This is a genomic window from Streptomyces sp. NPDC005706 (genome assembly GCF_040631045.1).
GTDB lineage: Bacteria > Actinomycetota > Actinomycetes > Streptomycetales > Streptomycetaceae > Streptomyces.
On sequence record NZ_JBEXYS010000003.1, the window covers coordinates 546,389 to 568,526 of the forward strand.

Here is a 22,138-nt window from a genome sequence, read left to right on the forward strand (position 1 = left end):
CGATTGGCTTCGATCCGCGACCGGTCGGGGGCGCATGGTGACGGGCCGCCGGCTCAGCCGCTCCTGCGCACTCCCGGCGTGACCGCGATCCGGGACACGGCCCAGAACACCCCCAGGGTCGCCAGCGCCATCCCGACGACCAGGGTGGCGCCACCGACGACCTTCTCGTAGTCCCGCTGCGCCAGCCCGTCGATGATGTACCGGCCGAGGCCGCCGAAGCTGACGTAGGCGGCGATGGTGGCCGTGGAGACGACCTGGATGGCCGCCGTCCGCAGCCCGCTGAGGATCAGCGGCAGCGCCACCGGGAGTTCCACCTGGAACAGGATCCGCGCCTCCGGCATCCCCATGCCCCGCGCGGCGTCCACCGGCGGCGGGTCCACGGAACGGACCGCCTCGTAGGAGGTGACCAGGATGGGCGGCACGGCGAGCGCCACCAGCGGGATCATCACCGGCAGCAGACCGAACCCGAACCAGGTGAACATCAGCACCAGCAGGCCGAAGGTGGGCAGCGCCCGGGCCGCCGTGGCGATGGACGCCAGCGCGTTGCCGCCGCGCCCGTGGTGGCCGGTGACGAGTCCGACGGGCAGCCCGATCACGGCGGCGATCCCGACGGCCTCCAGGGAGTACAGGATGTGCTCGCCGACCCGGGTGGGGATACCGTCCTGGCCGTGCCAGTGGGCGCCGTCGCCGAAGAAGGCGTGGGCGAAGTCGAATACGTTCACCGGGTGGCACCCTTCCGCGGCATCCAGGGGGTCAGCAGGGCACGGACCAGGACCAGCGCGGCGTCCACGAGGACGGCCAGCACCGCGGTGGTCAGCACGGAGTTCACCGCGAGCGGCGGCCGGTGGTAGATCTGCGCGTCGTTGAGCAGGTTGCCGAGCGCGCCCTGGTTGCCGATGAGCATGCCGACGCTGACGAGGGAGATGCTCGACACGGCCGCGACCCGCAGTCCCGCGATGATGGCGGGCACCGCGATGGGCAACTGCACCTGGAGATAACGCCGTACGGGCCCCAGCCCCATGGCGGTGGCGGCGGCCAGGGTCTCCGGCGGCACCGAGCGGACGCCGTCCACGATCGCGGGGACCAGCACCACCAGGCTGTACACCGCCAGCGGGATCATCACCGTGGTCTCGGTCATGCCGGTGTAGTCGATGAGGAGCACGAAGAACGCCAGCGAGGGCACGGCGTAGAGCACCGTGGTCACTCCGAACACGGGCGCGTAGAGCCAGCGGAACCGCACGCAGAGCTGGGCGACGGGCAGCGCGACCAGCAGCCCGGCCAGCACCGGCAGCAGCGCCTCGCGCAGGTGCAGGCCGATCAGGCCGAAGTAGCCGTGCTGGAGGTCGCTCGGGATGTCGAAGAAGCTGTTCATCGTGCGGCCTTCGCGTCCTGGCGGTCCTCGGTGTGGGCCGCGCGGATCGCCTCGCCGATGGCCTGCTGCGAGACCACGCCGACGGCCCGGCCCTCGCCGTCCACCGCCACGGCCCAGCCGGACGGTGACAGCACGGCCCCGTCGAGCGCGGTGCGCAGCGAGTCGGCGCCGGGCAGGAAGGGCCGCCCGTACGGCAGCAGCCGGTCCCGGTCGATCCGCCCGGCGGTGAGCTCGTCCGGCGCGCCCCAGCCCAGCGGCCTGCCGTCGGCGTCCGTCACGAGGCGGTAGGGGGCGGGGCCGCCGGCGGCGAGCCGTTCGGCGTCGGCGTCGAGCGGGACGACGGGCCCGGTCTGCAACTCCAGTCCGGCGGAGGAGAAGAAGGACAGCCGGCGGATGCCCCGGTCGGCGCCGAGGAAGTCCTCCACGAACGGGTCGGCGGGGGCGCTGAGCAGTTCGGCGGGCGGCGCGAACTGGGCGAGCCTGCCGCCGGTGCGCAGTACGGCGACCGTCGTGCCCAGCTTGATCGCCTCGTCGATGTCGTGGGTGACGAAGACGATGGTCTTGCCCAGTTCGTTCTGGATGCGCAGGAGTTCGTCCTGCAGCCCCTTGCGCACGACCGGGTCGACGGCGGAGAAGGGCTCGTCCATCAGCAGCACCGGCGGGTCGGCGGCGAGGGCGCGGGCCACGCCGACCCGCTGCTGCTGGCCGCCGGAGAGCTGGTACGGGTACCGCTTGGCGAGCGAGGTGTCGAGTCCGACCCGCTCCATCAGTTCGGCCGCCCGGGCGCGCGCCTTCTGCTTGCCCCAGCCGAGCAGGCGGGGCACGGTGGCGATGTTGTCGACGATGGTGCGGTGCTGGAAGAGACCGGCGTTCTGGATGACGTATCCCATGGAGCGGCGCAGGGTGTTGACCGGCTGCTGCCGGATGTCCTGGCCGTCGAGGAGGATGCTGCCCTCGGTGGGGTCGACCATCCGGTTGATCATCCGCAGCGTCGTGGTCTTGCCGCAGCCGGAGGGGCCGACCAGGACCGTGATCGCGCGGTCCGGGATGTCGAGGGAGAGCCGGTCGACGGCCACCGTGCCGTCCGGGTACCGCTTGGTGACTGCGTCGATCCGTATCAAGACGTTGCGTACCCTTCGGTTCTGGCGAAGCCTTTGCCGTTGCCGGGAGAGTCTAGACGTCGGACGTCGCGGCACGTCGGCGGGCGAGTGCCCGCCGCGCGGAGGGTTCGTCGTCCCGCCCGTACCGGGTGTCCGGTCGCGTCAGGAAGAGGTCCCGGGCGGCCGGCTGCGACGGGCCGGCGGTCAGCGTTCGGCGGCGGCCCCGGCCTCGCGGGGCGCGGGCAGCGCGGCGGCCTGGTCCTGGAACTGCTGGAGCCCGGCGCGGAACTCGGCGTCGTTCAGCTCGCCGCGCAGCGCCTGCGCCGCCGTGATGTCGCGCATCCAGGCCGTGGACAGGCCGAAGAAGTAGTCGAAGCCCTTGCAGCCCGCGGCGGCGGCCAGGAAGACATAGCCCCAGCTCTGGATGTCCGCGCCGGTGGCCGTGCCGGCCAGCGGGATCACGGTGCCGGTCGCCGCGAGGACGATCATCAGGGCGCGGACGAGACGGGAGCCGAGTCGTTTGAGGCGCTTGTCCCGCAGGTACCACTCGATGGCGTCCTCGGCCTCCTGCTCGGCCCAGACCCGCAGCGACCGGACCGACTCCAGTCTCTCGTGCGGCGTACCGAAGGTGAGCTCCGGGAAGGCCCTGCCCCGCAGATCCCTTCTGCCCGCTCGGCCGCCACCCGGCCGGGCCCCGGTCACGGCGGACGCGTCACCGCGGCGCCATGGACCGGGGGGGCCGGGCCGGTCAGCCCTCGGCGGGCGCCAGCCGCAGCGAGACGCTGTTGATGCAGTACCGCTGGTCGGTCGGGGTCGGATATCCCTCGCCCTCGAAGACATGGCCGAGGTGCGAGCCGCAGCGGGCGCAGCGCACCTCGTTGCGGACCATGCCGTGGGAGCGGTCCTCGATCAGCTCGACGGCGTCTGTGTCCTTGGGGTCGTAGAAGGACGGCCAGCCGCAGTGCGAGGCGAACTTGGTGTCCGAGGTGAACAGTTCGGCGCCGCAGGCACGGCAGGAGTAGACGCCCTCGGTCTTGGTGTCGGTGTACTCACCGGTGAAGGCCGGCTCGGTGCCGGCCTGGCGCAGTACGGCGTACTCGGCCGGGGTCAGCTCCGCCCGCCACTGCTCGTCCGGCTTCTCGACGCTGTACGACATGAGTCTCAGCCCCTTCACTGCTGCGACAGGCGGTCCAGGATCTTCGGGCCCAGGTCGGTCACGTCTCCCGCGCCCATGGTGAGAACGAGATCACCGGGCTTCGCCATTCCCGAGATCACCGCGGGGATCTCCGCCTTGTCGTGCACGGCGGTGACGTCGGCGCCGGCCGCGTGCGCGGCCTCGATGATCAGCTCGCTGGTCACCCCGGGGATCGGGTCCTCGCGGGCGGGGTAGATGTCGAGCACGACCGAGGCGTCGGCGAGCGCCAGCGACCGGCCCATCTCCTTGCCCAGCTCCTGGGTGCGGGAGAACAGGTGCGGCTGGAAGACGACCAGGATGCGCGCGTCACCGGCGGCGGCGCGCATGGCCTCCAGGTCGGCCGTCATCTCGGTGGGGTGGTGGGCGTAGGAGTCGATGACCTGCACCCCGGCCGCCTCGCCCTTGAGCTGCAGGCGCCGCTTGACGCCGGTGTACGCGGCGAGCGCGGACGCGAGGCCCGCGGCCGGGACGCCGAGCGCGGCACCCGCGGTGAGCGCGGCGACGGCGTTGAGGGCGTAGTGCCGGCCGGGGACGGAGACGGTGAAGGTCAGCTCCTGCCCGTCGAGCACCGCGGTCACCTCGCTCCGCAGCCCCTGCGGGACGATGGAGAGCACCCGCACGTCGGCGTCCTCGGCCTCGCCGTAGGTCACGCAGCGCACCGTGCCGGCCAGCCGCCGGGTGAGTTCGCGGGCGCCCTCGTGGTCGGCGGAGATCACCAGCGTGCCGCCGGGCACGACGCGGCCGGCGAAGGTCTCGAAGGACTCGTAGATCTCGTCCATCGAGGCGTAGTTGGCGTGGTGGTCCAGCTCGACGTTGAGGACGATGGCGACCTCGGGCGCGTACTTGTGGAAGCTGCGGTCCGATTCGTCGGCCTCGGCGACGAAGATGTCGCCCTCGCCGTGCAGCGCGTTGGAACCGGGGGCGTCCAGGTCGCCGCCGATGGCGTACGACGGCCGCAGGCCCAGCTCGCCGAGGGAGACGGCCAGCATGGACGTGGTGGTGGTCTTGCCGTGGGTGCCGGCCACGGCGATCGGCCGCAGCCCCTCCATCAGCGCGGCGAGCGCGTCGGAGCGGTGCACCACCGGGATGCCCAGCTCGGCGGCGCGCAGCAGCTCCGGGTTGTCCTCGCGGATCGCGGACGACACCACGACACAGCTCGCGTCGTCGGCGAGGTGCCCGGCGGCGTGCCCGATGTGCACGGTCGCGCCGAGTGCCCGCAGCGCCTCCGCGGTCGCCGACTCCTTGGCGTCGCTGCCGGCCACCTCGGCGCCGCGCTGGGCGAGGATCTTGGCGATCCCCGACATCCCGGCGCCGCCGATGCCGATGAAGTGCGGTCGGTCCATGGCGGCAGGAAGTCCGGGTGCCATGCGCGTTTCTCCCAAGATCCGGTACGGGCTGAGCGTGCCTAGCCTATGCGCTCGCGCCCGGCCCCCTTCGCAGCGGGCACGGCGCCCCCGGTCGCCGCCGTGTCACTCCTCGCCGTGCGCGAACAGCTTCAGCACCGGCACGCCCACCTTGTGCCGGGCCCGGGAGGCCCAGTCCCGGTGGAAGAACTCCTCCACGTAGTGCGGAGCGGTCAGCACGATCACCTCGTCCGCGCCCACCTCGGCGACGAGGGTCTTGAGCGCGTCCAGCGGATGGTCGTCGACGAGCCGCCCCTGCGCCTCGCTGCCCGCGGCGCGCAGCGCCCGCAGGGAGACCGCCAGCGCCTTCTCGGCGGGCTCCTTCGCCGCCTCGCCCTCCGGCGTCCTGCCCTCGCGGACGGCGTCGTCCAGTTCGCCGAGCGCGATGTCGTCGATGGCCCGCAGCAGGCGGTCCTGGTCACCGCGCGGCTGGAGAAGCACGCGGAACGAGACCGGCTCGTCCCCGTGCAGGGTGGTGACGAACTCCACGTCGACCGACGACAAGGCCTTCTCGATCATCAGAACGCTAGTGAACACCCGGCGCCTCTCTCCTCCCGTGGGCCCGGCAGGGCCCTGCGGAAACCATCCTGCCCCGTGATCGCGCGGGTAGACCGGACTTAGGGGCTGTCCGGTGGATCACACCGGACAGCCCCAGTGTGCCCTCCGCGGAGCGGAACGGAACGGAGCGTTGCCCCGCATTCAGGACCGGCTGTACCGGCTGAACAGGAATCCATCCTCCTCGAGCAGGGACACCAGGCCGAAGCGGCGCGGGACGGCGACGGACGGTCCCCCGGTGATGCGCTGCGCGTCCCCGGCGGTGAGCATCGGCGAGACGGTCAGGCACAGCTCGTCCAGGACACCGGCGGCCACCAGCTGGCCGAGCAGTCTGGGACCGCCCTCGGTGAGCAGCCGGGTGTACCCGAGGCCGGCGAGGGCGCTCACCGCGCGGGCGGGGTCGACGCCCATGCCCTCACCGGCGACGACCACCCGGGCGCCGGCCTTCTCCGCGGCGGCGACCCGGTCCGGGGCCGCCGCGGCGCCGGTCAGGATCAGGGTCGGTACCAGAGGCGAGGTGAACAGCGGCAGGGAGAAGTCCAGCTCCAGGCCGGCGGTGACGACGGCGATCGCCGGTGCCGGGCCCTGGCCCGCGGCCTGCCGGGCCGCCGCGAACTCGGCCCGCGCGCGTGCGGGCCGGTAGCCCTCCTGCCGTACCGTCTCCGCGCCGACCACGATCACGTCCGCGAGCGCGCGCAGGGTGCCGAAGACGCGCATGTCGGCCGCGCTGGAGATGGGCTGGGAGTGCCCGCCGTGCTGGGCGGCGCCGTCGAGGGTGGAGACCATGTTGGCGCGCAGCCACGGCCGCGGGCCGCCGGCGGCGGGCTCCGGGTAGGCGTAGGCGGCGGCCAGCTCGGCGAGGCTCCACTCCCGGGCCCGGTCTGGTGTTTCGTCGGTCACAGGGAACAGGCGTCGCATGTCGTGCAGTGTGACACGGCGCTTAGCATGGGTAACCGTGTCGTCCTCCACCGCAGCCCATGGCTCAAGCCCCCTGACCGACGCGGGTCCGCTGTCCCTCACCGCCCGCGAGCCGCACGTCCCGGCGGACCGGCTGGTCGCCGAGATGGTGCCGCCGCCGCGCTTCGACTCGGTGCGCTTCGCCACCTACATCCCGGACCCGAACCAGCCCAGCCAGACCGAGGCCGTACGGGTGCTGGAGGGCTTCGCGGCCGGGCTCGGCGGCGCGCACGCCACGGGCGCCGGCAAGCGGGGCTTCCTCGGTTTCGGCCGGGCCAGGGCACCGAAGACCCCGGCGGGCCCCCGCGGGGTCTACCTGGACGGCGGCTACGGCGTCGGCAAGACCCATCTGCTCGCCTCCCTGTGGCACGCCACCCCGGCCGAGCCGGCGCTCAAGGCGTTCGGCACCTTCGTGGAGCTGACCAACCTGGTCGGTGCCCTCGGCTTCCAGCAGACGGTGCAGACGCTCAGCAACCACCGGCTGCTGTGCATCGACGAGTTCGAGCTGGACGACCCGGGTGACACCGTGCTGGTCTCCACGCTGCTCGGCAGGCTGGTCGAGGCGGGCGTGGCGCTCGCCGCCACCTCCAACACGCTGCCCGGCAAGCTCGGCGAGGGCCGGTTCGCCGCCGCCGACTTCCTGCGCGAGATCCAGGGCCTCTCCGCCCACTTCCGCGCCCTGCGGATCGACGGCGAGGACTACCGCCACCGGGGTCTGCCCGAGGCTCCCGCGCCGTTCACCGACGAACAGGTGACGAAGGCCGCGTACGCCACGCCGGGCGCGTCGCTGGACGACTTCCCGCATCTGCTGGAGCACCTGGCGAAGGTGCACCCGAGCCGGTACGGCGCGCTGACGGACGGACTGAGCGCGGTGTGCCTCACCGACGTGACGCCGGTGCCGGACCAGTCGACGGCGCTGCGTCTCGTGGTGCTGGCGGACCGGCTGTACGACCGTGAGGTGCCGGTGCTGGCCTCGGGGCTGCCGTTCGACCGGCTGTTCAGCGACGAGATGCTGAACGGCGGCTACCGCAAGAAGTACTTCCGCGCGATATCCCGGCTCACCGCGCTGGCCCGGGACGCCAAGGGCCTCGTCGCCTCGTAGTCCCGTTTCCACCCGGTGTTTCCGCTCAGTCCTGTAATCACATAATCCGTCGCCTTACGGCCCGACCGATATTCGATCGGGCCCCAGCGGGTCAAGAGCCGGTTCACGCCATCGCACCCGCGCTTTTCACGCTCTCTTGCGCGCGTAACCCTCAGTTAACCCTGCAAAGGACTTTGCGGGGTTAACGTGTTTCTTGACCATCCATTGACCAATGGATGGTGCGCACAAGAGGCGTGAAGTTGCGGAAGGGGGGCGCATGTTCCGAGGTAGGAACACCCGGACCACGCTCACCTTGCTCACCGCCGCCCTCCTCGCGCTTCAGTTCTTCACCTCCGCGGGAACCTTCGCAGCCGCGCACACCTTCGGTGAGGCAGAGGCCAAGGCCTGGACCGGAATGGCGTCCTCCGCGCAGCGGCCGGCCGAGCAGGCTGACCCGTACCGCGAGCCGGGCCGCCCGAAGGAACCCACCGGCACCCCGCACACCCGGGACCGGCACCGCGCGCCCGCCGCCGGGTGCGCGCGGGAGCACCCGCTCATATCCCGGCGGACGGCCGCCCCGCGGTCACCGGCCCCGGCCGGCGATCCGCACCGCCGCGCCACGAGATCCTCCAGAGCCCACTCCCCCGCGGCCCTACAGGTCTTCCGCCGCTGAGAGCCGGCTCGTCCCCCCACGACCGTCGTGCAAGCCCGACGCGCCGGTGCGGCGCGCCAGGAGGAGACCACACGCATGCAGCCCCTCATCGACAACGCCCGTACGTTCGGACAGCGCCCTGAGGAGTTCGCCGAGCTCGCCGAAGGCCAGTCCCCCCAAGTCCTGTTCATCACCTGCTCCGATTCCCGGGTCGTCCCGGCCCTGATCACGGGCGCCCGCCCCGGCGAGCTGTTCGAGCTGCGCACCGCGGGCAACATCGTCCCGCCCTACGCCTCGCAGCGGCCCACCGGCGAGGCCGCCACGATCGAGTACGCCGTCGAGGTGCTCGGTGTCCACGACGTCGTCGTCTGCGGCCACTCGCACTGCGGTGCCGTCGGCGCGCTGGTGCGCGGCGACGACCTGACCGCCGTACCTGCCGTGCGCGACTGGCTGGCGCACGCCGCCGCGCGCCCGGCCGGCGCCCCCGAGGACCCGGAGGTCGCCGAGGGCGTCCAGAGCCACGTCCTCACCCAGCTGCTCCGGCTGCGCTCGTACCCGTGCGTGGAGCGGCGGCTGGCGGAGGGCAGGATCGACCTGCACGCCTGGTACTACGAGGTGCACACCGGCGCCGTACGGACGCACCGCCCGCAGACCGACACCTTCGAAGCCCTGTGAGCGCGCCCATGACGAAGTCACGGCTCATATCCCGCTTCCCCCATCTGCGGCAGGACTTCGCCGCCTCCCTCGTTGTCTTCCTGGTCGCGCTGCCGCTGTGCGTGGGCGTGGCCGTCGCCTCCGGGGCGCCGGCCGAGCTGGGACTCGTCACCGGCATCGTGGGCGGCCTCGTCACCGGGCTGATGCGCGGCAGCAGCCTGCAGGTGTCGGGGCCGGCCGCCGGACTGACCGTGCTCGTCTTCGAGGCCGTCAAGGAGTTCGGGCTGCCGGCGCTCGGTGTGATCGTGCTCGCCACCGGTCTGCTCCAGGTGCTCATGGGCGCGTTCCGGCTCGGCCGGTACTTCCGGGCCATCTCGGTCTCCGTGGTCGAGGGCATGCTGGCCGGAATCGGACTGGTGCTGATAGCCGGCCAGCTGTATCCGGCCATGGCGGCCAAGGCCCCCGACTCGGGCCTGGGCAAGGTGGCCGGACTCCCCCGGGCGTTCCTGGACGCCCTCGGCGACGGACCGGCGCTCGCCTCGCTCGCCCTGTGCGCGGGCACCGTCGCGGTCCTGGTGCTGTGGCGGCTCGCGCCGGCCCGGGTGCGTACGGTGCCCGGCCCGCTCGCCGCGGTCGGCCTGGCCACGGCGGCCGCGGCCGTCCTGAGCCTGCCGGTGGCGACCGTCGAGGTGAAGGGGCTGCTGGGCTCGGTGCAGCCGCCGCCGCTGAGCGCGTTCGCCGGCCTGGCGGGTCCCGGGCTGCTCGGCACGATCGTCGCGTTCACGCTGATCGCGTCCGCCGAGTCGCTGTTCAGCGCGGCCGCCGTGGACCGGCTGCACGACGGGCCGCGCACCGCGTACGACAAGGAGCTGATCGCGCAGGGCGCCGGCAACACGGTGTGCGGGCTGCTCGGCGCGCTGCCGATGACCGCGGTGATCGTGCGCAGCGCGGCCAACGTCCAGGCGGGCGCCCGCACCAAGGCGTCCCGGGTGCTGCACGGCGTGTGGCTGCTGCTGTTCGCCGCGCTGCTGCCGGGCGTGCTCGCGCTCATCCCGATCCCGGCCCTCGCCGGCGTCCTGATCCACGCCGGTGCCAAGCTGGTGCCGGTCCGGGCGCTGGCCGCGCTGTGGCGCGAGCACCGGGGCGAGGCGCTGATCCTGGGCGTCACCGCGGTGTCGATCGTGGTGGTCAGCATGTTCGAGGGTGTGCTCATCGGCCTCGCCCTCGCGGTCGTCAAGACGGCCTGGGAGGCCTCGCACCTCAGGCTGGAGGTCGTCGACAAGGGCGCGGGCCCGGTCGAGGCGTACCTGTCGGGCAACGCGACCTTCCTGCGGCTGCCGAAGATCCTCGACAGCCTGGAGTCGCTGCCCCAGGACCGTCCGGTACGGCTGGACCTGTCCGGCCTGCACCACCTGGACCACGCCTGCCGCAGGGCCCTGGAGAACTGGGCCGAACGGCACAGCGCGGCCGGTACCGAGCCGGTCCGGGTCACCGCGCCGGCCCTCCCGGCCGCGCGGTCCGCACCGGGCGAGGCGGCCGGGGCGACGGCGGCCTGAGCCCGCGCCCACCGCCCACGGACCGGGGTGCCGACGCCCCTCGGCACCCCGGTCCGCACCCGGCCGTCCGGCCCATGGCTTCCGCCCTGACGCGGGCATATGGTTGCAGCAGCGGACAAAAGGCAGGCCTCTCGGTGAGGAGGTCATCATGCTCCAGGAGCTGCTGGGGGCGGCCGCGGCCGCCGCATCCGTCGGTGCCGTCTACCTCGCGATGGCGGCGCGCGTCGTCAAGCAGTACGAGCGGGGGGTGCTGTTCCGGCTCGGGCGGGTCATGGGTGACGTACGCGATCCGGGCCTGACCCTGGTGATCCCGTTCGTGGACCGGCTGCACAAGGTCAACATGCAGATCGTGACCATGCCGGTCCCCGGCCAGGAGGGCATCACCCGGGACAACGTCACCGTGCGGGTGGACGCCGTCGTGTACTTCCGGGTGATCGACCCGGCGAGCGCGCTGGTGAAGGTCGAGGACTACAAGTTCGCGGTGTCCCAGATGGCGCAGACCTCGCTGCGCTCGATCATCGGCAAGAGCGACCTGGACGATCTGCTTTCCAACCGGGAGAAGCTCAACCAGGGGCTGGAGCTGATGATCGACAGTCCGGCCGTCGGCTGGGGCGTCCAGGTCGACCGGGTGGAGATCAAGGACGTGTCCCTGCCGGACACCATGAAGCGGTCGATGGCCCGCCAGGCCGAGGCCGACCGGGAGCGCCGGGCCCGGATCATCAACGCGGACGCCGAGCTGCAGGCCTCCAAGAAGCTCGCCGAGGCCGCGGAGCAGATGTCCGAGACCCCGGCCGCGCTCCAGCTGCGCCTGCTGCAGACGGTGATGGCGGTGGCGGCCGAGAAGAACTCCACCCTGGTGCTGCCCATCCCGGTGGAGCTGCTGCACTTCCTGGAGAGGGGCCACCAGCTCGGGCAGCTGCCCACCCCCAACGGTGACGCGGGACAACGCCAGGCCCCGCGGCAGCCGGAGACCTGAGCCGGAGGAGCGGGACGTGAGGCGGGCGGGGCCGGGTACCCGGCGGCCATGCGCGAGATGCGACAGGTCACCGACTCGTACTGGCTGCGGACCGCCCCCGGGCCGTCCTGTCCCGCCCTGACGGAGGACATCGACGTCGACGTGGCCGTCGTGGGCGCCGGCATGGCCGGGCTGAGCACCGCCCACGAACTGGCCCGGGCCGGGCTGCGGGTGGCGGTGCTGGAGGCCGGCCGGGTGGCGGCCGGGGTCACCGGGTACACCACCGCGAAACTGACCGCGCAGCACACCCTGGTCTACGACCGGCTGCGGCGCACCCGCGGGCCCGAGGGGGCGCGGCTGTACGCCCGCTCCCAGTCGGAGGCGATCGAGCACGCGGCCGCGCTGGTGACCGGGCTGGGCATCGACTGCGAGTGGGAGCCCCGGGACGCCTACACCTTCGTCCGGGACGGCGAGCGGGTGGCCGAGGTACGGGCGGAGGCGGAGGCCGCGCGGGAGGCGGGGCTGGACGCCTCGTTCACCACGGAGACCGGGCTGCCGTTCCCGGTGGCGGGCGCGGTACGGGTCACGGGGCAGGCGCAGTTCCATCCGCTGAAGTACCTGCGGGCCGTCACGGCCGATCTGCTCGCGCGCGGCGGACAGGTCTACGAGAACACCCGGGTCGTCGGCCTGGCGGAGGGCGGCGAGCCCTGCCGGCTGACCACCGAAGCGGGCCGTACGGTGACCGCGCGGGACGTCGTGATCGCCACCCACTACCCGGTCTTCGACCGTGCGCTGCTCTTCTCCCGCCTCTCCCCCCGCCGGGAACTGGTCGTGGCCGGGCCGCTCGGCGACGGGCCCGATCCCGGGGGCATGTACATCACGCCCGAGGAGAACACCCGCTCGGTGCGCACGGCGCCGTACGGGGAGGACGGGCAGCGGCTGCTCGTCGTCACCGGTGAGCACTTCACCCCGGGCACCGCAGACCCCGAAGCGGGCTTCGGCCGGCTCACCGAGTGGGCCGAGAAGCACTTCCCCGGGGTGGCCCTGGAGTACGCCTGGGCCACCCAGGACAACGACTCCTCCGACACCGTGCCGATGGTCGGCCCCTTCCACCCCGGCGCCCGTCACACCTACGTCGCCACCGGCTTCGGCGGCTGGGGGCTGAGCGGCGGCATCATGGCCGGGCTGCTGCTGACGGCGCTGATCACCGGGGAGGACCGCCCGTGGCGCGACCTGTACGACCCGCGGCGGGTGAAGTCGGTGCTGCGGGAGGCGCCGTCGCTGCTGAAGAACCAGGCCGAGGTGGCCCGGCACTTCGTGGGCGACCGGCTGCGCTCCCCGGCCTCCCCGCACGATCTGGCGCCCGGCGAGGGCGCGGTGGTCCGCGTCGGCGGCAAGCACCTCGCCGTGCGCCGTGACGAGGAGGGCATCCTGCACGCGCTCTCGGCCCGCTGCACCCACCTCGGCTGCCTGGTCGCCTTCAACGGGGCCGAGCAGGCCTGGGAGTGCCCCTGCCACGGCTCGCGCTTCGGCGTCGACGGCCGGGTGATCCAGGGCCCGGCGGTGCGGCCGCTGGAACAGCGGGACCTGTGAGGGGGCTCCCGCCGCCCGGGTGACTCCACCGGAGCGTCATTAGTCATATGAACTGAAAACTGTCCAATAAATCCTATTTTCATACGGTGATCGCATCTCTACGCCGCCTCACCGCCCTCTGCGCCCTCGGCGCGGCCCTCGCCGCCTGCGGAACCGCGGGCAGCCCCGGGCCCGCCCGTCCGGCCCACGCCGATCCGGCCCCCTCCGCCTCCCCGTCCGCTTCGCGGCCCCCGACCCTCGCCCAGGGCCCGGGCGGCCTGACCCCGGTGTTCGAGCACGGCCCGCGCAATCTCGGCAAGACCGTCGCGCTGACCTTCGACGCCGACATGACCGCCGACGAGGGGCCCCGCGCCGCCTCCGGCGAGCACTTCGACAACCCGGACCTCATCGGCACCCTGCGCCTGCTGAAGGTCCCGGCGACCGTCTTCATGACCGGCCGCTGGGCCGAGCAGTACCCGGCCCAGGCCCGCACCCTCGGCCACGACCCGCAGTTCGAGGTGGCCAACCACTCCTACAGCCACTACGCGTTCACCGACGACTGCTACGGCCTGCCGACGGTCGGCGCGGCCGGGATGCGAAAGGAGGTCGAGCGGGCGTACGCCTCCCTGCGCGCGGCGGGCGTGTCGCACCCGATGCCGTACTTCCGCTTCCCGGGCGGCTGTTACGACCGCCAGGCGCTGCGCGCGCTGAGCGCGACCGGAGTCACCGCGGTGCAGTGGGACGTGGTGAGCGGCGACGCGTTCGCCACGGACGCCGACGCGGTCGTCCGGCAGGTCCTGGACGGCGTCAAGCCGGGCTCGGTGGTCGTCATGCACTGCACCCGCAGCGCCGCCCCCACGACCGAGCGCGTGGTCCGCGCGGTCGTCCCGGAGCTGCGGCGGCAGGGCTACCGGTTCGTGAAGGTCTCCGAGCTGATCGGGGAGACCGACGGGCACCGGTGACTGTGGCGGGAGCCCACGGAGTACCCGGAGTCGTACAAGGGCGTCACCCTGTGCCCGCGCTGCGAGTGGCAGGAGGCCCAGCGCACCGCCTGCTCGGGCTGAGCGGCGGGCGGTGCGCCGGGCCCGGCCGCGGGGCCGGGCCGGCCCCTCGTAAGCTGGGCCCTTGTGAGTCATGCCCCCGCCGCCCCCGGTGACAGTCCTTTCCAGGCCGAGCGCAACCCGCGTGACGAGGCGCCGCAGTTCGTGCTGCCGCTCGTCGTGCGGATCGAGAAGAGCGCTCCGCCCGCCCGTACCGACGCCCTGGAGACCGCCGCCCGCGCCGTGCTGCTGTTGCTGAGCGACGGCCGGGCCGCCGGGGACGGCGAGTGGGCACAGGCCGTGCGGAACTGGGAGGACGCCCGGATCCGCAAGGTCGTGCGGCGGGCCCGGGGCGCCGAGTGGCGGCGGGCCGAGGCGCTGCCCGGGATCACGGTGACCGGCAAGTCCGCCGAGGTACGGGTCTTCCCGCCGGTCCCGCTGGACGGCTGGCCGAAGGACCTGGCGAAACTCCAGGTGTCGGGTACGGAGCTGGACGATCCCGAGCCGCCGGCCGGCGCCGAGCGCACCCGGCCGGTGCTGTGGCTCAACCCGGAGCTGGAGATGTCGGCGGGCAAGACCATGGCCCAGGCCGGACACGGCGCCCAGCTCGCCTGGTGGGCCCTGCCCCCCGAGGTCCGTGCCGCCTGGCGCGACGAGGGCTTCCCCGTGTCCGTACGCACCGCCGCTCCCGGCGACTGGCCCGGGCTGACCGCCGGCGGCCTCCCCCTGGTCCGCGACGCGGGTTTCACGGAGATCGCCCCCGGTTCCTGCACGGTCGTCGCCGACCATCCCGCGCTGCGCCGGTAGCCGCCGGGCAGCTCGGCCGGTAGCCGCCGGGAACCTCAAATGTTGCTCTGAACGCGGTCCGGTCATGGTTCGGGGACGCCCGGCGGGGCCATACCCCCGTCATTCGGAGGAGGGGGTGCGGGCATGCCGCGACTGGGGACGGGGATCGGCTGGCGGCCGGAGATCGCGGACGCCGTGGAGGCCATGCCGGGCATCGACTGGGTGGAGGTCGTGGCGGAGAACGTCTGCCCCGGCCACCTCCCGAAATCGCTGCTGCGGCTGCGCGAAAGGGGCGTGACCGTGATCCCGCACGGCGTCTCCCTCGGCCTCGGCGGGGCCGAGCGACCCGACCCGGGGCGGCTGACGGCGCTCGCCGAGCGGGTGGCCGCGCTCGGCGCGCCCCTGGTCACCGAGCACATCGCGTTCGTCCGGGCGGGCGGAGCGCTCACCGCGTCCCCGCCCCTGGAGGCGGGCCATCTGCTGCCCGTGCCGCGCACCCGGGACGCGCTCGACGTGCTGTGCGAGAACGTGCGGATCGCGCAGGAGGCGCTGCCCGTGCCGCTGGCCCTGGAGAACATCGCCGCGCTGTTCTCCTGGCCGGGCGAGGAGCTGACCGAGGGGCAGTTCCTCTCCGAACTGGTCGAACGCACCGGCGTACGGCTGCTGATCGACGTGGCCAACCTGCACACCAACCACGTCAACCGGGGCGAGGACCCGGCGGCGGCGCTCGCCGGACTGCCGGTGGAGGCCATCGCGTACGTGCACGTCGCGGGCGGCGTCGAACGCGACGGGGTCTGGCACGACAGCCACGCGCACCCCGTGCCGCGTCCGGTGCTCGACATCCTGACCGGCCTCGCGTCCCGTGTCGCGCCGCCCGGGGTGCTGCTGGAGCGGGACGACGACTTCCCCGAGCCGGCCGAGCTGGAGCGGGAGCTGGACACCGTCCGGGCCGCCGTGGCGGCGGGGACGGCGCGCCTCGCGGGCGGCGCGGAGAAGCCGGGCGGCATCGACGACCCTGCCGTCGCCGGTGGCCCGGCCGTGGCCGCCCCGGCTCCGGACCGGTCCGAGGTGCGGCAGCGGCTCGGTGTCGCGCAGGCCGCGGTGCTGTCCTCGCTGGTGGCCGGGACGCCGGTGCCGGAGGGGTTCGACCGGGCGCGGATGGGCGTGCAGGCGCGGGCCCTAGCCGCGAAGCGGGCGGACGTGGTGGCGAAGGTGGCGCCCGAACTGCCGGTGATCCTCGGGGACGGATACCGGCAGGCGTTCCTCGAGTACGCCCGGAGCCTGCCGATGAGCGGCGGCTACCGCCGGGACGCGCTGGACTTCGCGGGGCACCTGCTGAAGCTGGGCCGCCCGCGGGACCCGGGGACCCGGCGTGAGCTGCGGGAGTGGTGGCTGCACCGCGCGGGCCCGGCGCCCCGCCCCCGGCGCCTGGCGGCACGGGCGCGGGTACTGCTGCGCGGGGCCTGATCCGCCGGTCCGCCCCGGCCCACCGCCGTGAACCGTTCGTCCCGGCCGCCGCAGTAATATGCCAACCCCGCACCCGGCACACCGGAGTGCGGTGCAGGAGGCACCATGCGACCGCGACCCCCCGTCAAGGGCCGAGGCATATTCAGCGGCACCGGGCTCATCATCACGGCCCTCGCGGCGACCGCCGCGGCACTGCTCTTCCCGCTCTGGTCGTACGCCGACCGGCCGGGCGGTGCGGCCGGCGCTCAGGTTCTCGGCGCGCGCACCGTGACGACGCCGTACGGCCCGCTGTCCGAGCGGGACAGGGACTTCGTGACCAAGGTCCGGCTGGCGGGGCTGTGGGAACTGCCGGCCGGCCAACTCGCTCTGGAGAAGGGCACCACCCAGGCCGTACGCGACGCGGGACAGCATCTGGTCGACGGGCACACCTCGCTCGACGCGCACGACCGCACCGTCGCCTCCCGGCTCGGCGTGCCCCTGCCCGACGAACCCAACGCACAGCAGGAGCAGTGGCTCGCCACGCTGCGGAGCGCGCGCGGCCAGGACTTCGACCGGCAGTTCGCCGCGCTGCTGCGCCTGGCGCACGGCCGGGTGTTCTCGCTGGTCGCCGAGGTCCGCGCGGGCACCCAGAACTCGCTGGTCCGCGATCTGGCCGACGACGCCAACACGACCGTGCTGGACCACATCAAGGTCCTGGAGGCGACCGGGTACGTCGACTTCTCCGCGCTGGCCCGGGACCTCGCGGCCACCCCCTCCCCCGTGCCCACGCCCCCGGTCGGCGACGCCGGTTCCGCGGTCCCGGTCGCGCCCTCGCCGTCCGAGTCGTACTCCATGCCGCCCGCCGCCTCCAGCCCGTTGCCGGTCGACGCCCCCTGACCTGCGAGTCAAACGGAACGTCACGCACCGGCGACACTCGGTCCGGATACTGGAACGGGCATGGTGTTTCCGAGGCGCCTGGCATAGAAACACGTCATGTTCTGGGTCCTTCTGCTGCTTCTGGCCTGGGCGTTCGCGGGCGTCGCGTGCACCCGGCTGTGCCTGGCCGCGGTCCGCTCGGCGGACCTCGACACCGAGGGCGTCCCCACGGACCGGGAGCGCGATCTGACGCTGTACGAGGCGGCGTTCCTGTCCGGCGGGCCGGCTCGGGTCGCCGACGTGACCATGGTCTCCATGGCCCGGCAGCGGCGGCTGCTGCTCGCCCACACCGGCTGGGCCACGGTGGTGGACCCGCGCGGCCGCGACGACATGGAGCGGTCCGTCATAGGGGCGATCGGCCCCGAGGGCCAGTCGAGGATCGCTCCGGTGCGGGCCGCCGCGGCCGGCGCCGAGGCCGTACGGCGGCTCGCCGACGGGCTGGTGCGCTCGGGACTCGCGGTGCCGGACGGCGCGCGGACCACGGTCGCGGACGGCGTCCGCCAGGTGCGCGCCGCCACACTGGCCGTGTGCGCGCTGGCGCTGGCCGCCCTGCTGATGCCCGCTCAGACCGGGATGCCCCGGTTCCTCGTCGCGCTGTGGTTCGCGCTGCCCCTCACGCTCACCCTGAGCTGTCTGGCCATCGCCCGGATCGAGGCGCACCCCCACTCGCGCTGGGCCTCCCCCGCCGGACAGCGGCTGCTGGGTGGCCTGCCCCGGCGGCCGGCCCGTGACGGCGACGAGCGGTCCTTCCTGACGTCCGTCGCCGTGCGGGGCGTCCGGGCGGTCGGCGAACCGGAGCTGCGGGCGGCCTTCGCCCACCGCGACCAGCCCCGGGGGGAGTGAGACCGCCCGTAGGGGGCGCACCGGGGGCATTCCCGGCGACACCGCCGCCCGGTGCTTGCCTTCACCGGGAGCCGAACGAAACATCCCTTGTGTGATCGTCGGGCCGTGGCAGCCGTGCCATCGCCGCCGCGCACCGGAGGGATACGCGATGAGAGCTGCCGCCCTGTACTCGGCCGCAGGGTCCCTGCTCCTCGCGGCCCTGGCGGCGGCCCCGGCGGACGGCGCCGCCGGTGCGCCGGGCGGGGCCGAGACGCGCGGTACCGCGGTGGCCGTCCAGCGGGCGCGGGAGGCCGGCATCGGGTTCACCGGGTGCGACGGCCGGGACGCGCCGCGGAGCCTGGAGTGCGGCACGGTGCGCGTCCCGCTGGACTACGCGAAGCCCGACGGCAAGCAGATCGAGCTGACCGTCAGCCGGGCCCGGGCCACCCACAAGGACCCGCGCAACAGCAAGCGGAAGGTGCCCCGGCAGGGCGCCCTCGTCTACAACCCGGGCGGCCCCGGCGCCTCCGGCATGTACTTCCCGATGGTCCGCACCCTGCCGGTGTGGCAGCGGATCGCCGCCGCCTACGACCTCGTCGGCTACGCCCCGCGCGGGGTGGGCCGTTCGGCGCCGCTGTCCTGCGTCGAACCGAAGCTCTTCCTCCACGCGCCCAGCGACTCGCCGGCCCACCCCTCGGAGCGCTACAAGCGGCAGCGCATCGCCCGGGCCAAGGCGTACGCGCGCGGCTGCGCCAAGCGCTCGGGGAGCGGGCTGCGGTACTACAACTCGCTCAACAACGCCCGTGACCTGGACGTCCTGCGGGCGGCGCTGGGCGAGGACCGGCTGACCTACATGGGCGCGTCGTACGGCACCTACTTCGGCGCGGTGTACGCGACGCTGTTCCCCTCGCACGTCCGGCGGATGGTGCTGGACTCCGCGGTGGACCCGGCCCCGCAGAAGGTCTGGTACCGCGCCAACCTCGACCAGTCCGCCGCGTTCGAGGACCGCTGGACGGACTTCCGCGAGTGGATCGCCCGGCACGACGACGTGTACCGGCTCGGCGACACCGCGGCGAAGGTGCAGGACAGTTACGACACCGCGCGCGGCCGGCTGGCGGGGAAGGCGGCGGGCGGCAAGGTGGGACCGGGCCAGCTCCAGAACGCGTTCCTCCAGGCCGGGTACCACGACGACTTCTGGCCGAGCCGGGCCGCCGCGCTGTCGGCCTATCTGAGGGGCGACGCCAAGGCGCTGGTGGAGCTGGCCGCGCCGGACGCGGGCACGGCCGCCGAGGCGGAGAACTCGAGCGCGGTCTACACGGCCGTCGAGTGCAACGACGCGCCCTGGCCGACGGACTGGAAGGTGTGGGACCGCGACAACACCCGGCTCGCTCGCAGCGCACCCTTCGAGACCTGGGACAACGCGTGGATGAACCTGCCGTGCGCCTACTGGCCGGCCCCCCGGCAGCGGCCGCTGGACGTGCGGACGGGTCCCGGTGAGCTGCCGCCGGTGCTGATCCTGGCCGCCGAACGGGACGCGGCCACCCCGTACTCGGGCGCGCTGGAGATGAGCCGGCGGCTGGCCGGCTCGGCGCTGGTGACCGAGCGGGACGCCGGTACGCACGGCATCGGGGGCGGTCCCAACAAGTGCGTCAACGGCCACCTGGACGACTACCTGCTCGAGGGCCGCGTCCCGGGGCGGCGCGCCGCCTGCGCACCGCGCCCGGAACCGAGGCCGAAGGCCCCGGTCTCCCCCACCACCGGGCGCCCCGGACGGGACGCCCTCAAGGGAAAGGCTTCCTAGGCCAGCCCCGCCACCAGATCGGCGATGTCCTTCCGCCGACCGGTGAAGAAGGGGACTTCCTCACGGACGTGCCTGCGGGCCTCGGAGCCGCGCAGGTGGCGCATCAGGTCGACGATCCGGTACAGCTCGTCGGCCTCGAAGGCCAGCATCCACTCGTAGTCGCCGAGCGAGAACGAGGCGACCGTGTTGGCGCGCACGTCGGGGTAGCCGCGGGCCATCTTGCCGTGGTCGGCGAGCATGCGGCGGCGGTCCTCGTCGGCCAGCAGGTACCAGTCGTAGGAGCGCACGAAGGGGTAGACGCTCACGTAGTTGCGGGGCGTCTCGTCGGCGAGGAACGCCGGGATGTGCGAGCGGTTGAACTCGGCGGGGCGGTGCAGCGCCATGTTCGACCACACCGGCTCCAGCGCGCGGCCCAGCCTGGTGCGCCGGAAGAGGTTGTACGCCTCCTGGAGCTGGTCGCTGGTCTCGGCGTGCCACCAGATCATCAGGTCGGCGTCGGCACGGAGCCCGGAGACGTCGTACGTGCCGCGGATCGTCACGTCCTTCGCGGCGAGCTGGTCGAACAGCTCCTGTACCTCGTCGGCGTAGCCCGCGCGGTCCTCCGGGAGCACGTCCTTCAGCTTGAAGACGGACCACAGCGTGTAGCGGATGACCTCGTTGAGGTCCTTGGCCAGCTTGCCCTTGTTCGGGATCCTGCCGGTCTCGGTGGTGGGGGCGTCGTCACTCATGTTCCTATTCTCCCGCTCCGCCGTGCAGGCTCTGCACCGGGTCGGCCGTCAGCTCGCGCACACCGCCGAGGTCGCCGCCGAGCTGGTCGACGGCCGCGTGGGCGCTCGCGACACAGGCCGGGATGCCGACGCCGTCGTACTGCGCGCCGCACACCGCGAGACCCGGCAGCTTGGCGACGTGCTCGCGGATGCGCGCCACGCGCGCGTGGTGGCCCACCGGGTACTGGGGCAGCCCGTCGGTCCAGCGGGTCACGCGGGTCTCCAGGGGCGTGGCGTCCAGGCCGGTGGCCTCGCGCAGGTCGTGCCGGGAGACGGCGACGAGCGCGGCGTCCTCGCGCTGGAGGATCCCGGTCTCGCCGTGCCGGCCGACCGAGGTGCGCAGCACGACGACGTCCGGGTCCTGCTCGGCGATCCAGCCCCATTTCCGGGAGGCGAAGGTGGACGCCTTGATGGTGCGGCCGTCGACGGGCGGCACCAGGAACCCGCTGCCCTCGGGCAGGGCGAGGCCGGTGCGGCGGTAGGCGAGGGTGATCAGGGCCATGGAGGCGTACTCGACGGCGGTGAGTTCGGCCGCGGCCTCCGGGGACTCGGCGCTCAGCAGCGCGGCGGCGGCCGGGGCGGGTACGGCGACGATCACCGCGTCGGCGTCCAGCACCCGCTCCCCCGCGGTGACCAGCCAGCGGCCGGACGCCTCCCGGCGCAGACCGGTCACCGGTGTGCGGCAGAGGATGTCACCGCCGAGGGCGCGCACCGACTCGGCGACCGCGAGCGGCAGCCGGCCCACGCCGCCCTCGATGCCCATGAACACCGGCTCGGTCCGCCGGTTCGCCTCGGCCTCGGCCTGGATGCCGCGCACCGCCTCGGTGAGGGAGTCGTGGTCGCGGGCCGCCCGGAAGAGCTGCGGGACGGCCGAGCGCATCGAGATGCGGTACGCGTCGCCCGCGTACACCCCGCCCAGGAGGGGTTCCACCAGACGGTCGACGACCTCCCGGCCGAGCCGCGCCGCCACGTACTCGCCGACCGCCACGTCGTCGCCGATCTCGGTGCGGGGCAGTTCGGCGTCGCGCCCGATGCGGGCGAGGCCCTCGTCGGACAGCACGCCGGCGAGGGCGTCGGCGGTGCCGGGGACGCCCATCACATGCCCCTTGGGCATGGGGCGCAGGGCGCCGCGGGTCCAGATCGAGGCGGTCGCGGTGGCCGGCGGCTGGAGCCGCTCGGCGAGGCCCACCTCACGCGCGAGGGTGACCGCCTCGGGGCGGCGGGCAAGCATCGACTCGGCGCCCAGGTCCACCCGGACGCCCGCGATCTCGCCCGGGAGCAGCTTGCCGCCGACCCGGCCCGAGGCCTCGAGCACGGTCACCCGGGCGCCCCGCCGCAGCAGCCGGTGGGCGGCCGCCAGCCCCGAGATCCCGGCTCCGATGACGACGACATGCCCCGAAGGCGTACCCGTTGCGCTCATGTCCTCCACTCTCTCAGACCCCGCCGGCAGGCCCGGCCCGGGCCGGTGTCCGGGACGAGTCCGGACCG

General features: G+C 73.7%; 22 protein-coding genes. 12 read left to right on the forward strand and 10 right to left on the reverse strand.

Annotated elements, in window-relative coordinates:
• Window positions 1-53: 53 nt before the first annotated feature.
• The 8 genes from ABZ478_RS08915 to ABZ478_RS08950 form a co-directional block, all read right to left on the reverse strand.
• Window positions 54-722, reverse strand: a complete 669-nt coding sequence (locus tag ABZ478_RS08915; RefSeq protein ID WP_359546666.1) for an ABC transporter permease — start codon at window positions 720-722, stop codon at window positions 54-56.
• Window positions 719-1,372, reverse strand: coding sequence for an ABC transporter permease subunit (locus tag ABZ478_RS08920; protein ID WP_359546668.1), 654 nt, complete (start codon window positions 1,370-1,372; stop codon window positions 719-721). The genes ABZ478_RS08915 and ABZ478_RS08920 overlap by 4 nt, the downstream gene beginning before the upstream one ends.
• A complete protein-coding gene (locus ABZ478_RS08925; protein WP_359546670.1) occupies window positions 1,369-2,493 on the reverse strand; it encodes an ABC transporter ATP-binding protein in 1,125 nt (374 codons plus the stop codon). Before ABZ478_RS08925 ends, ABZ478_RS08920 begins: the two co-directional genes overlap by 4 nt.
• Before the next feature lie 183 nt (window positions 2,494-2,676).
• A complete protein-coding gene (locus ABZ478_RS08930; RefSeq protein WP_359546672.1) occupies window positions 2,677-3,174 on the reverse strand; it encodes an SLATT domain-containing protein in 498 nt (165 codons plus the stop codon).
• A 46-nt stretch (window positions 3,175-3,220) separates the two neighbouring features.
• Window positions 3,221-3,628, reverse strand: coding sequence for a peptide-methionine (R)-S-oxide reductase MsrB (gene msrB / locus ABZ478_RS08935; RefSeq protein WP_359546674.1), 408 nt, complete (start codon window positions 3,626-3,628; stop codon window positions 3,221-3,223).
• 14 nt (window positions 3,629-3,642) lie between these two features.
• Complete coding sequence (murC, locus tag ABZ478_RS08940; RefSeq protein ID WP_359546676.1) at window positions 3,643-5,034, reverse strand: UDP-N-acetylmuramate--L-alanine ligase; 1,392 nt, start codon at window positions 5,032-5,034, stop codon at window positions 3,643-3,645.
• A 102-nt stretch (window positions 5,035-5,136) separates the two neighbouring features.
• The gene (locus tag ABZ478_RS08945) at window positions 5,137-5,607 is read right to left on the reverse strand and encodes an indole-3-glycerol phosphate synthase (RefSeq protein ID WP_359546677.1); all 471 of its coding nucleotides are present in this window, start codon (window positions 5,605-5,607) and stop codon (window positions 5,137-5,139) included.
• A 162-nt stretch (window positions 5,608-5,769) separates the two neighbouring features.
• Window positions 5,770-6,543 (reverse strand): pyrimidine reductase family protein, encoded by a 774-nt coding sequence (locus tag ABZ478_RS08950; RefSeq protein WP_359546679.1) that lies wholly within the window; start codon window positions 6,541-6,543, stop codon window positions 5,770-5,772.
• A gap of 37 nt (window positions 6,544-6,580) precedes the next feature.
• Between ABZ478_RS08950 and zapE the strand changes: the two genes are divergently transcribed.
• The 12 genes from zapE (at window position 6,581) to ABZ478_RS09010 (ending at window position 19,883) form a co-directional block, all read left to right on the forward strand.
• Window positions 6,581-7,684 (forward strand): cell division protein ZapE, encoded by a 1,104-nt coding sequence (gene zapE, locus ABZ478_RS08955; protein ID WP_359546681.1) that lies wholly within the window; start codon window positions 6,581-6,583, stop codon window positions 7,682-7,684.
• A 256-nt stretch (window positions 7,685-7,940) separates the two neighbouring features.
• Window positions 7,941-8,336, forward strand: a complete 396-nt coding sequence (locus ABZ478_RS08960; RefSeq protein WP_359546683.1) for a hypothetical protein — start codon at window positions 7,941-7,943, stop codon at window positions 8,334-8,336.
• 75 nt (window positions 8,337-8,411) lie between these two features.
• Complete coding sequence (locus ABZ478_RS08965; protein WP_359546685.1) at window positions 8,412-8,990, forward strand: carbonic anhydrase; 579 nt, start codon at window positions 8,412-8,414, stop codon at window positions 8,988-8,990.
• Window positions 8,991-8,998: 8 nt separating this feature from the next.
• Window positions 8,999-10,525, forward strand: coding sequence for a SulP family inorganic anion transporter (locus tag ABZ478_RS08970; RefSeq protein WP_359546686.1), 1,527 nt, complete (start codon window positions 8,999-9,001; stop codon window positions 10,523-10,525).
• Between the two features lie 148 nt (window positions 10,526-10,673).
• Window positions 10,674-11,501, forward strand: coding sequence for a slipin family protein (locus ABZ478_RS08975; RefSeq protein ID WP_359546688.1), 828 nt, complete (start codon window positions 10,674-10,676; stop codon window positions 11,499-11,501).
• A gap of 48 nt (window positions 11,502-11,549) precedes the next feature.
• Window positions 11,550-13,073 carry an FAD-dependent oxidoreductase gene (locus tag ABZ478_RS08980; protein WP_359546690.1) on the forward strand — a complete coding sequence of 508 codons (1,524 nt, stop codon included), beginning with the start codon at window positions 11,550-11,552 and terminating at the stop codon, window positions 13,071-13,073.
• 86 nt (window positions 13,074-13,159) lie between these two features.
• Complete coding sequence (locus ABZ478_RS08985) at window positions 13,160-14,014, forward strand: polysaccharide deacetylase family protein (protein WP_359546691.1); 855 nt, start codon at window positions 13,160-13,162, stop codon at window positions 14,012-14,014.
• A gap of 165 nt (window positions 14,015-14,179) precedes the next feature.
• Entirely contained in the window at window positions 14,180-14,899 is a 720-nt protein-coding gene (locus ABZ478_RS08990; protein ID WP_359546693.1) for an aminoacyl-tRNA hydrolase, read from the forward strand.
• Window positions 14,900-15,022: 123 nt separating this feature from the next.
• Entirely contained in the window at window positions 15,023-16,345 is a 1,323-nt protein-coding gene (locus tag ABZ478_RS08995; RefSeq protein ID WP_359546695.1) for a DUF692 domain-containing protein, read from the forward strand.
• Window positions 16,346-16,450: 105 nt separating this feature from the next.
• Window positions 16,451-17,221, forward strand: coding sequence for a DUF4142 domain-containing protein (locus ABZ478_RS09000; RefSeq protein ID WP_359546697.1), 771 nt, complete (start codon window positions 16,451-16,453; stop codon window positions 17,219-17,221).
• A gap of 96 nt (window positions 17,222-17,317) precedes the next feature.
• Entirely contained in the window at window positions 17,318-18,103 is a 786-nt protein-coding gene (locus ABZ478_RS09005; protein WP_359546699.1) for a TIGR04222 domain-containing membrane protein, read from the forward strand.
• A gap of 148 nt (window positions 18,104-18,251) precedes the next feature.
• On the forward strand, window positions 18,252-19,883 hold the full coding sequence (locus ABZ478_RS09010) for an alpha/beta hydrolase (RefSeq protein ID WP_359546701.1): 1,632 nt from the start codon (window positions 18,252-18,254) through the stop codon (window positions 19,881-19,883).
• Here ABZ478_RS09010 and hemQ read toward each other — a convergent pair.
• On the reverse strand, window positions 19,880-20,611 hold the full coding sequence (hemQ, locus tag ABZ478_RS09015) for a hydrogen peroxide-dependent heme synthase (RefSeq protein ID WP_359546703.1): 732 nt from the start codon (window positions 20,609-20,611) through the stop codon (window positions 19,880-19,882). The two genes, ABZ478_RS09010 and hemQ, sit on opposite strands and share 4 nt — an antisense overlap.
• 4 nt (window positions 20,612-20,615) lie before the next feature.
• Window positions 20,616-22,070 carry a protoporphyrinogen oxidase gene (gene hemG, locus ABZ478_RS09020; RefSeq protein WP_359546705.1) on the reverse strand — a complete coding sequence of 485 codons (1,455 nt, stop codon included), beginning with the start codon at window positions 22,068-22,070 and terminating at the stop codon, window positions 20,616-20,618.
• Window positions 22,071-22,138: the final 68 nt, after the last annotated feature.

Excerpts from the sequence above, each read along its gene's own strand:
- ABZ478_RS08920 (WP_359546668.1), bottom strand. The coding sequence starts at position 1,372 with ATGAACAGCTTCTTCGACATCCCGAGCGACCTCCAGCACGGCTACTTC.
- msrB (WP_359546674.1), bottom strand. The coding sequence starts at position 3,628 with ATGTCGTACAGCGTCGAGAAGCCGGACGAGCAGTGGCGGGCGGAGCTG.
- murC (WP_359546676.1), bottom strand. The coding sequence starts at position 5,034 with ATGGCACCCGGACTTCCTGCCGCCATGGACCGACCGCACTTCATCGGC.
- ABZ478_RS08950 (WP_359546679.1), bottom strand. The coding sequence starts at position 6,543 with ATGCGACGCCTGTTCCCTGTGACCGACGAAACACCAGACCGGGCCCGG.
- ABZ478_RS08960 (WP_359546683.1), top strand. The coding sequence starts at position 7,941 with ATGTTCCGAGGTAGGAACACCCGGACCACGCTCACCTTGCTCACCGCC.
- ABZ478_RS08965 (WP_359546685.1), top strand. The coding sequence starts at position 8,412 with ATGCAGCCCCTCATCGACAACGCCCGTACGTTCGGACAGCGCCCTGAG.
- ABZ478_RS08970 (WP_359546686.1), top strand. The coding sequence starts at position 8,999 with ATGACGAAGTCACGGCTCATATCCCGCTTCCCCCATCTGCGGCAGGAC.
- ABZ478_RS08975 (WP_359546688.1), top strand. The coding sequence starts at position 10,674 with ATGCTCCAGGAGCTGCTGGGGGCGGCCGCGGCCGCCGCATCCGTCGGT.
- ABZ478_RS08980 (WP_359546690.1), top strand. The coding sequence starts at position 11,550 with ATGCGCGAGATGCGACAGGTCACCGACTCGTACTGGCTGCGGACCGCC.
- ABZ478_RS08995 (WP_359546695.1), top strand. The coding sequence starts at position 15,023 with ATGCCGCGACTGGGGACGGGGATCGGCTGGCGGCCGGAGATCGCGGAC.
- ABZ478_RS09000 (WP_359546697.1), top strand. The coding sequence starts at position 16,451 with ATGCGACCGCGACCCCCCGTCAAGGGCCGAGGCATATTCAGCGGCACC.
- ABZ478_RS09005 (WP_359546699.1), top strand. The coding sequence starts at position 17,318 with ATGTTCTGGGTCCTTCTGCTGCTTCTGGCCTGGGCGTTCGCGGGCGTC.
- ABZ478_RS09010 (WP_359546701.1), top strand. The coding sequence starts at position 18,252 with ATGAGAGCTGCCGCCCTGTACTCGGCCGCAGGGTCCCTGCTCCTCGCG.
- hemQ (WP_359546703.1), bottom strand. The coding sequence starts at position 20,611 with ATGAGTGACGACGCCCCCACCACCGAGACCGGCAGGATCCCGAACAAG.
- hemG (WP_359546705.1), bottom strand. The coding sequence starts at position 22,070 with ATGAGCGCAACGGGTACGCCTTCGGGGCATGTCGTCGTCATCGGAGCC.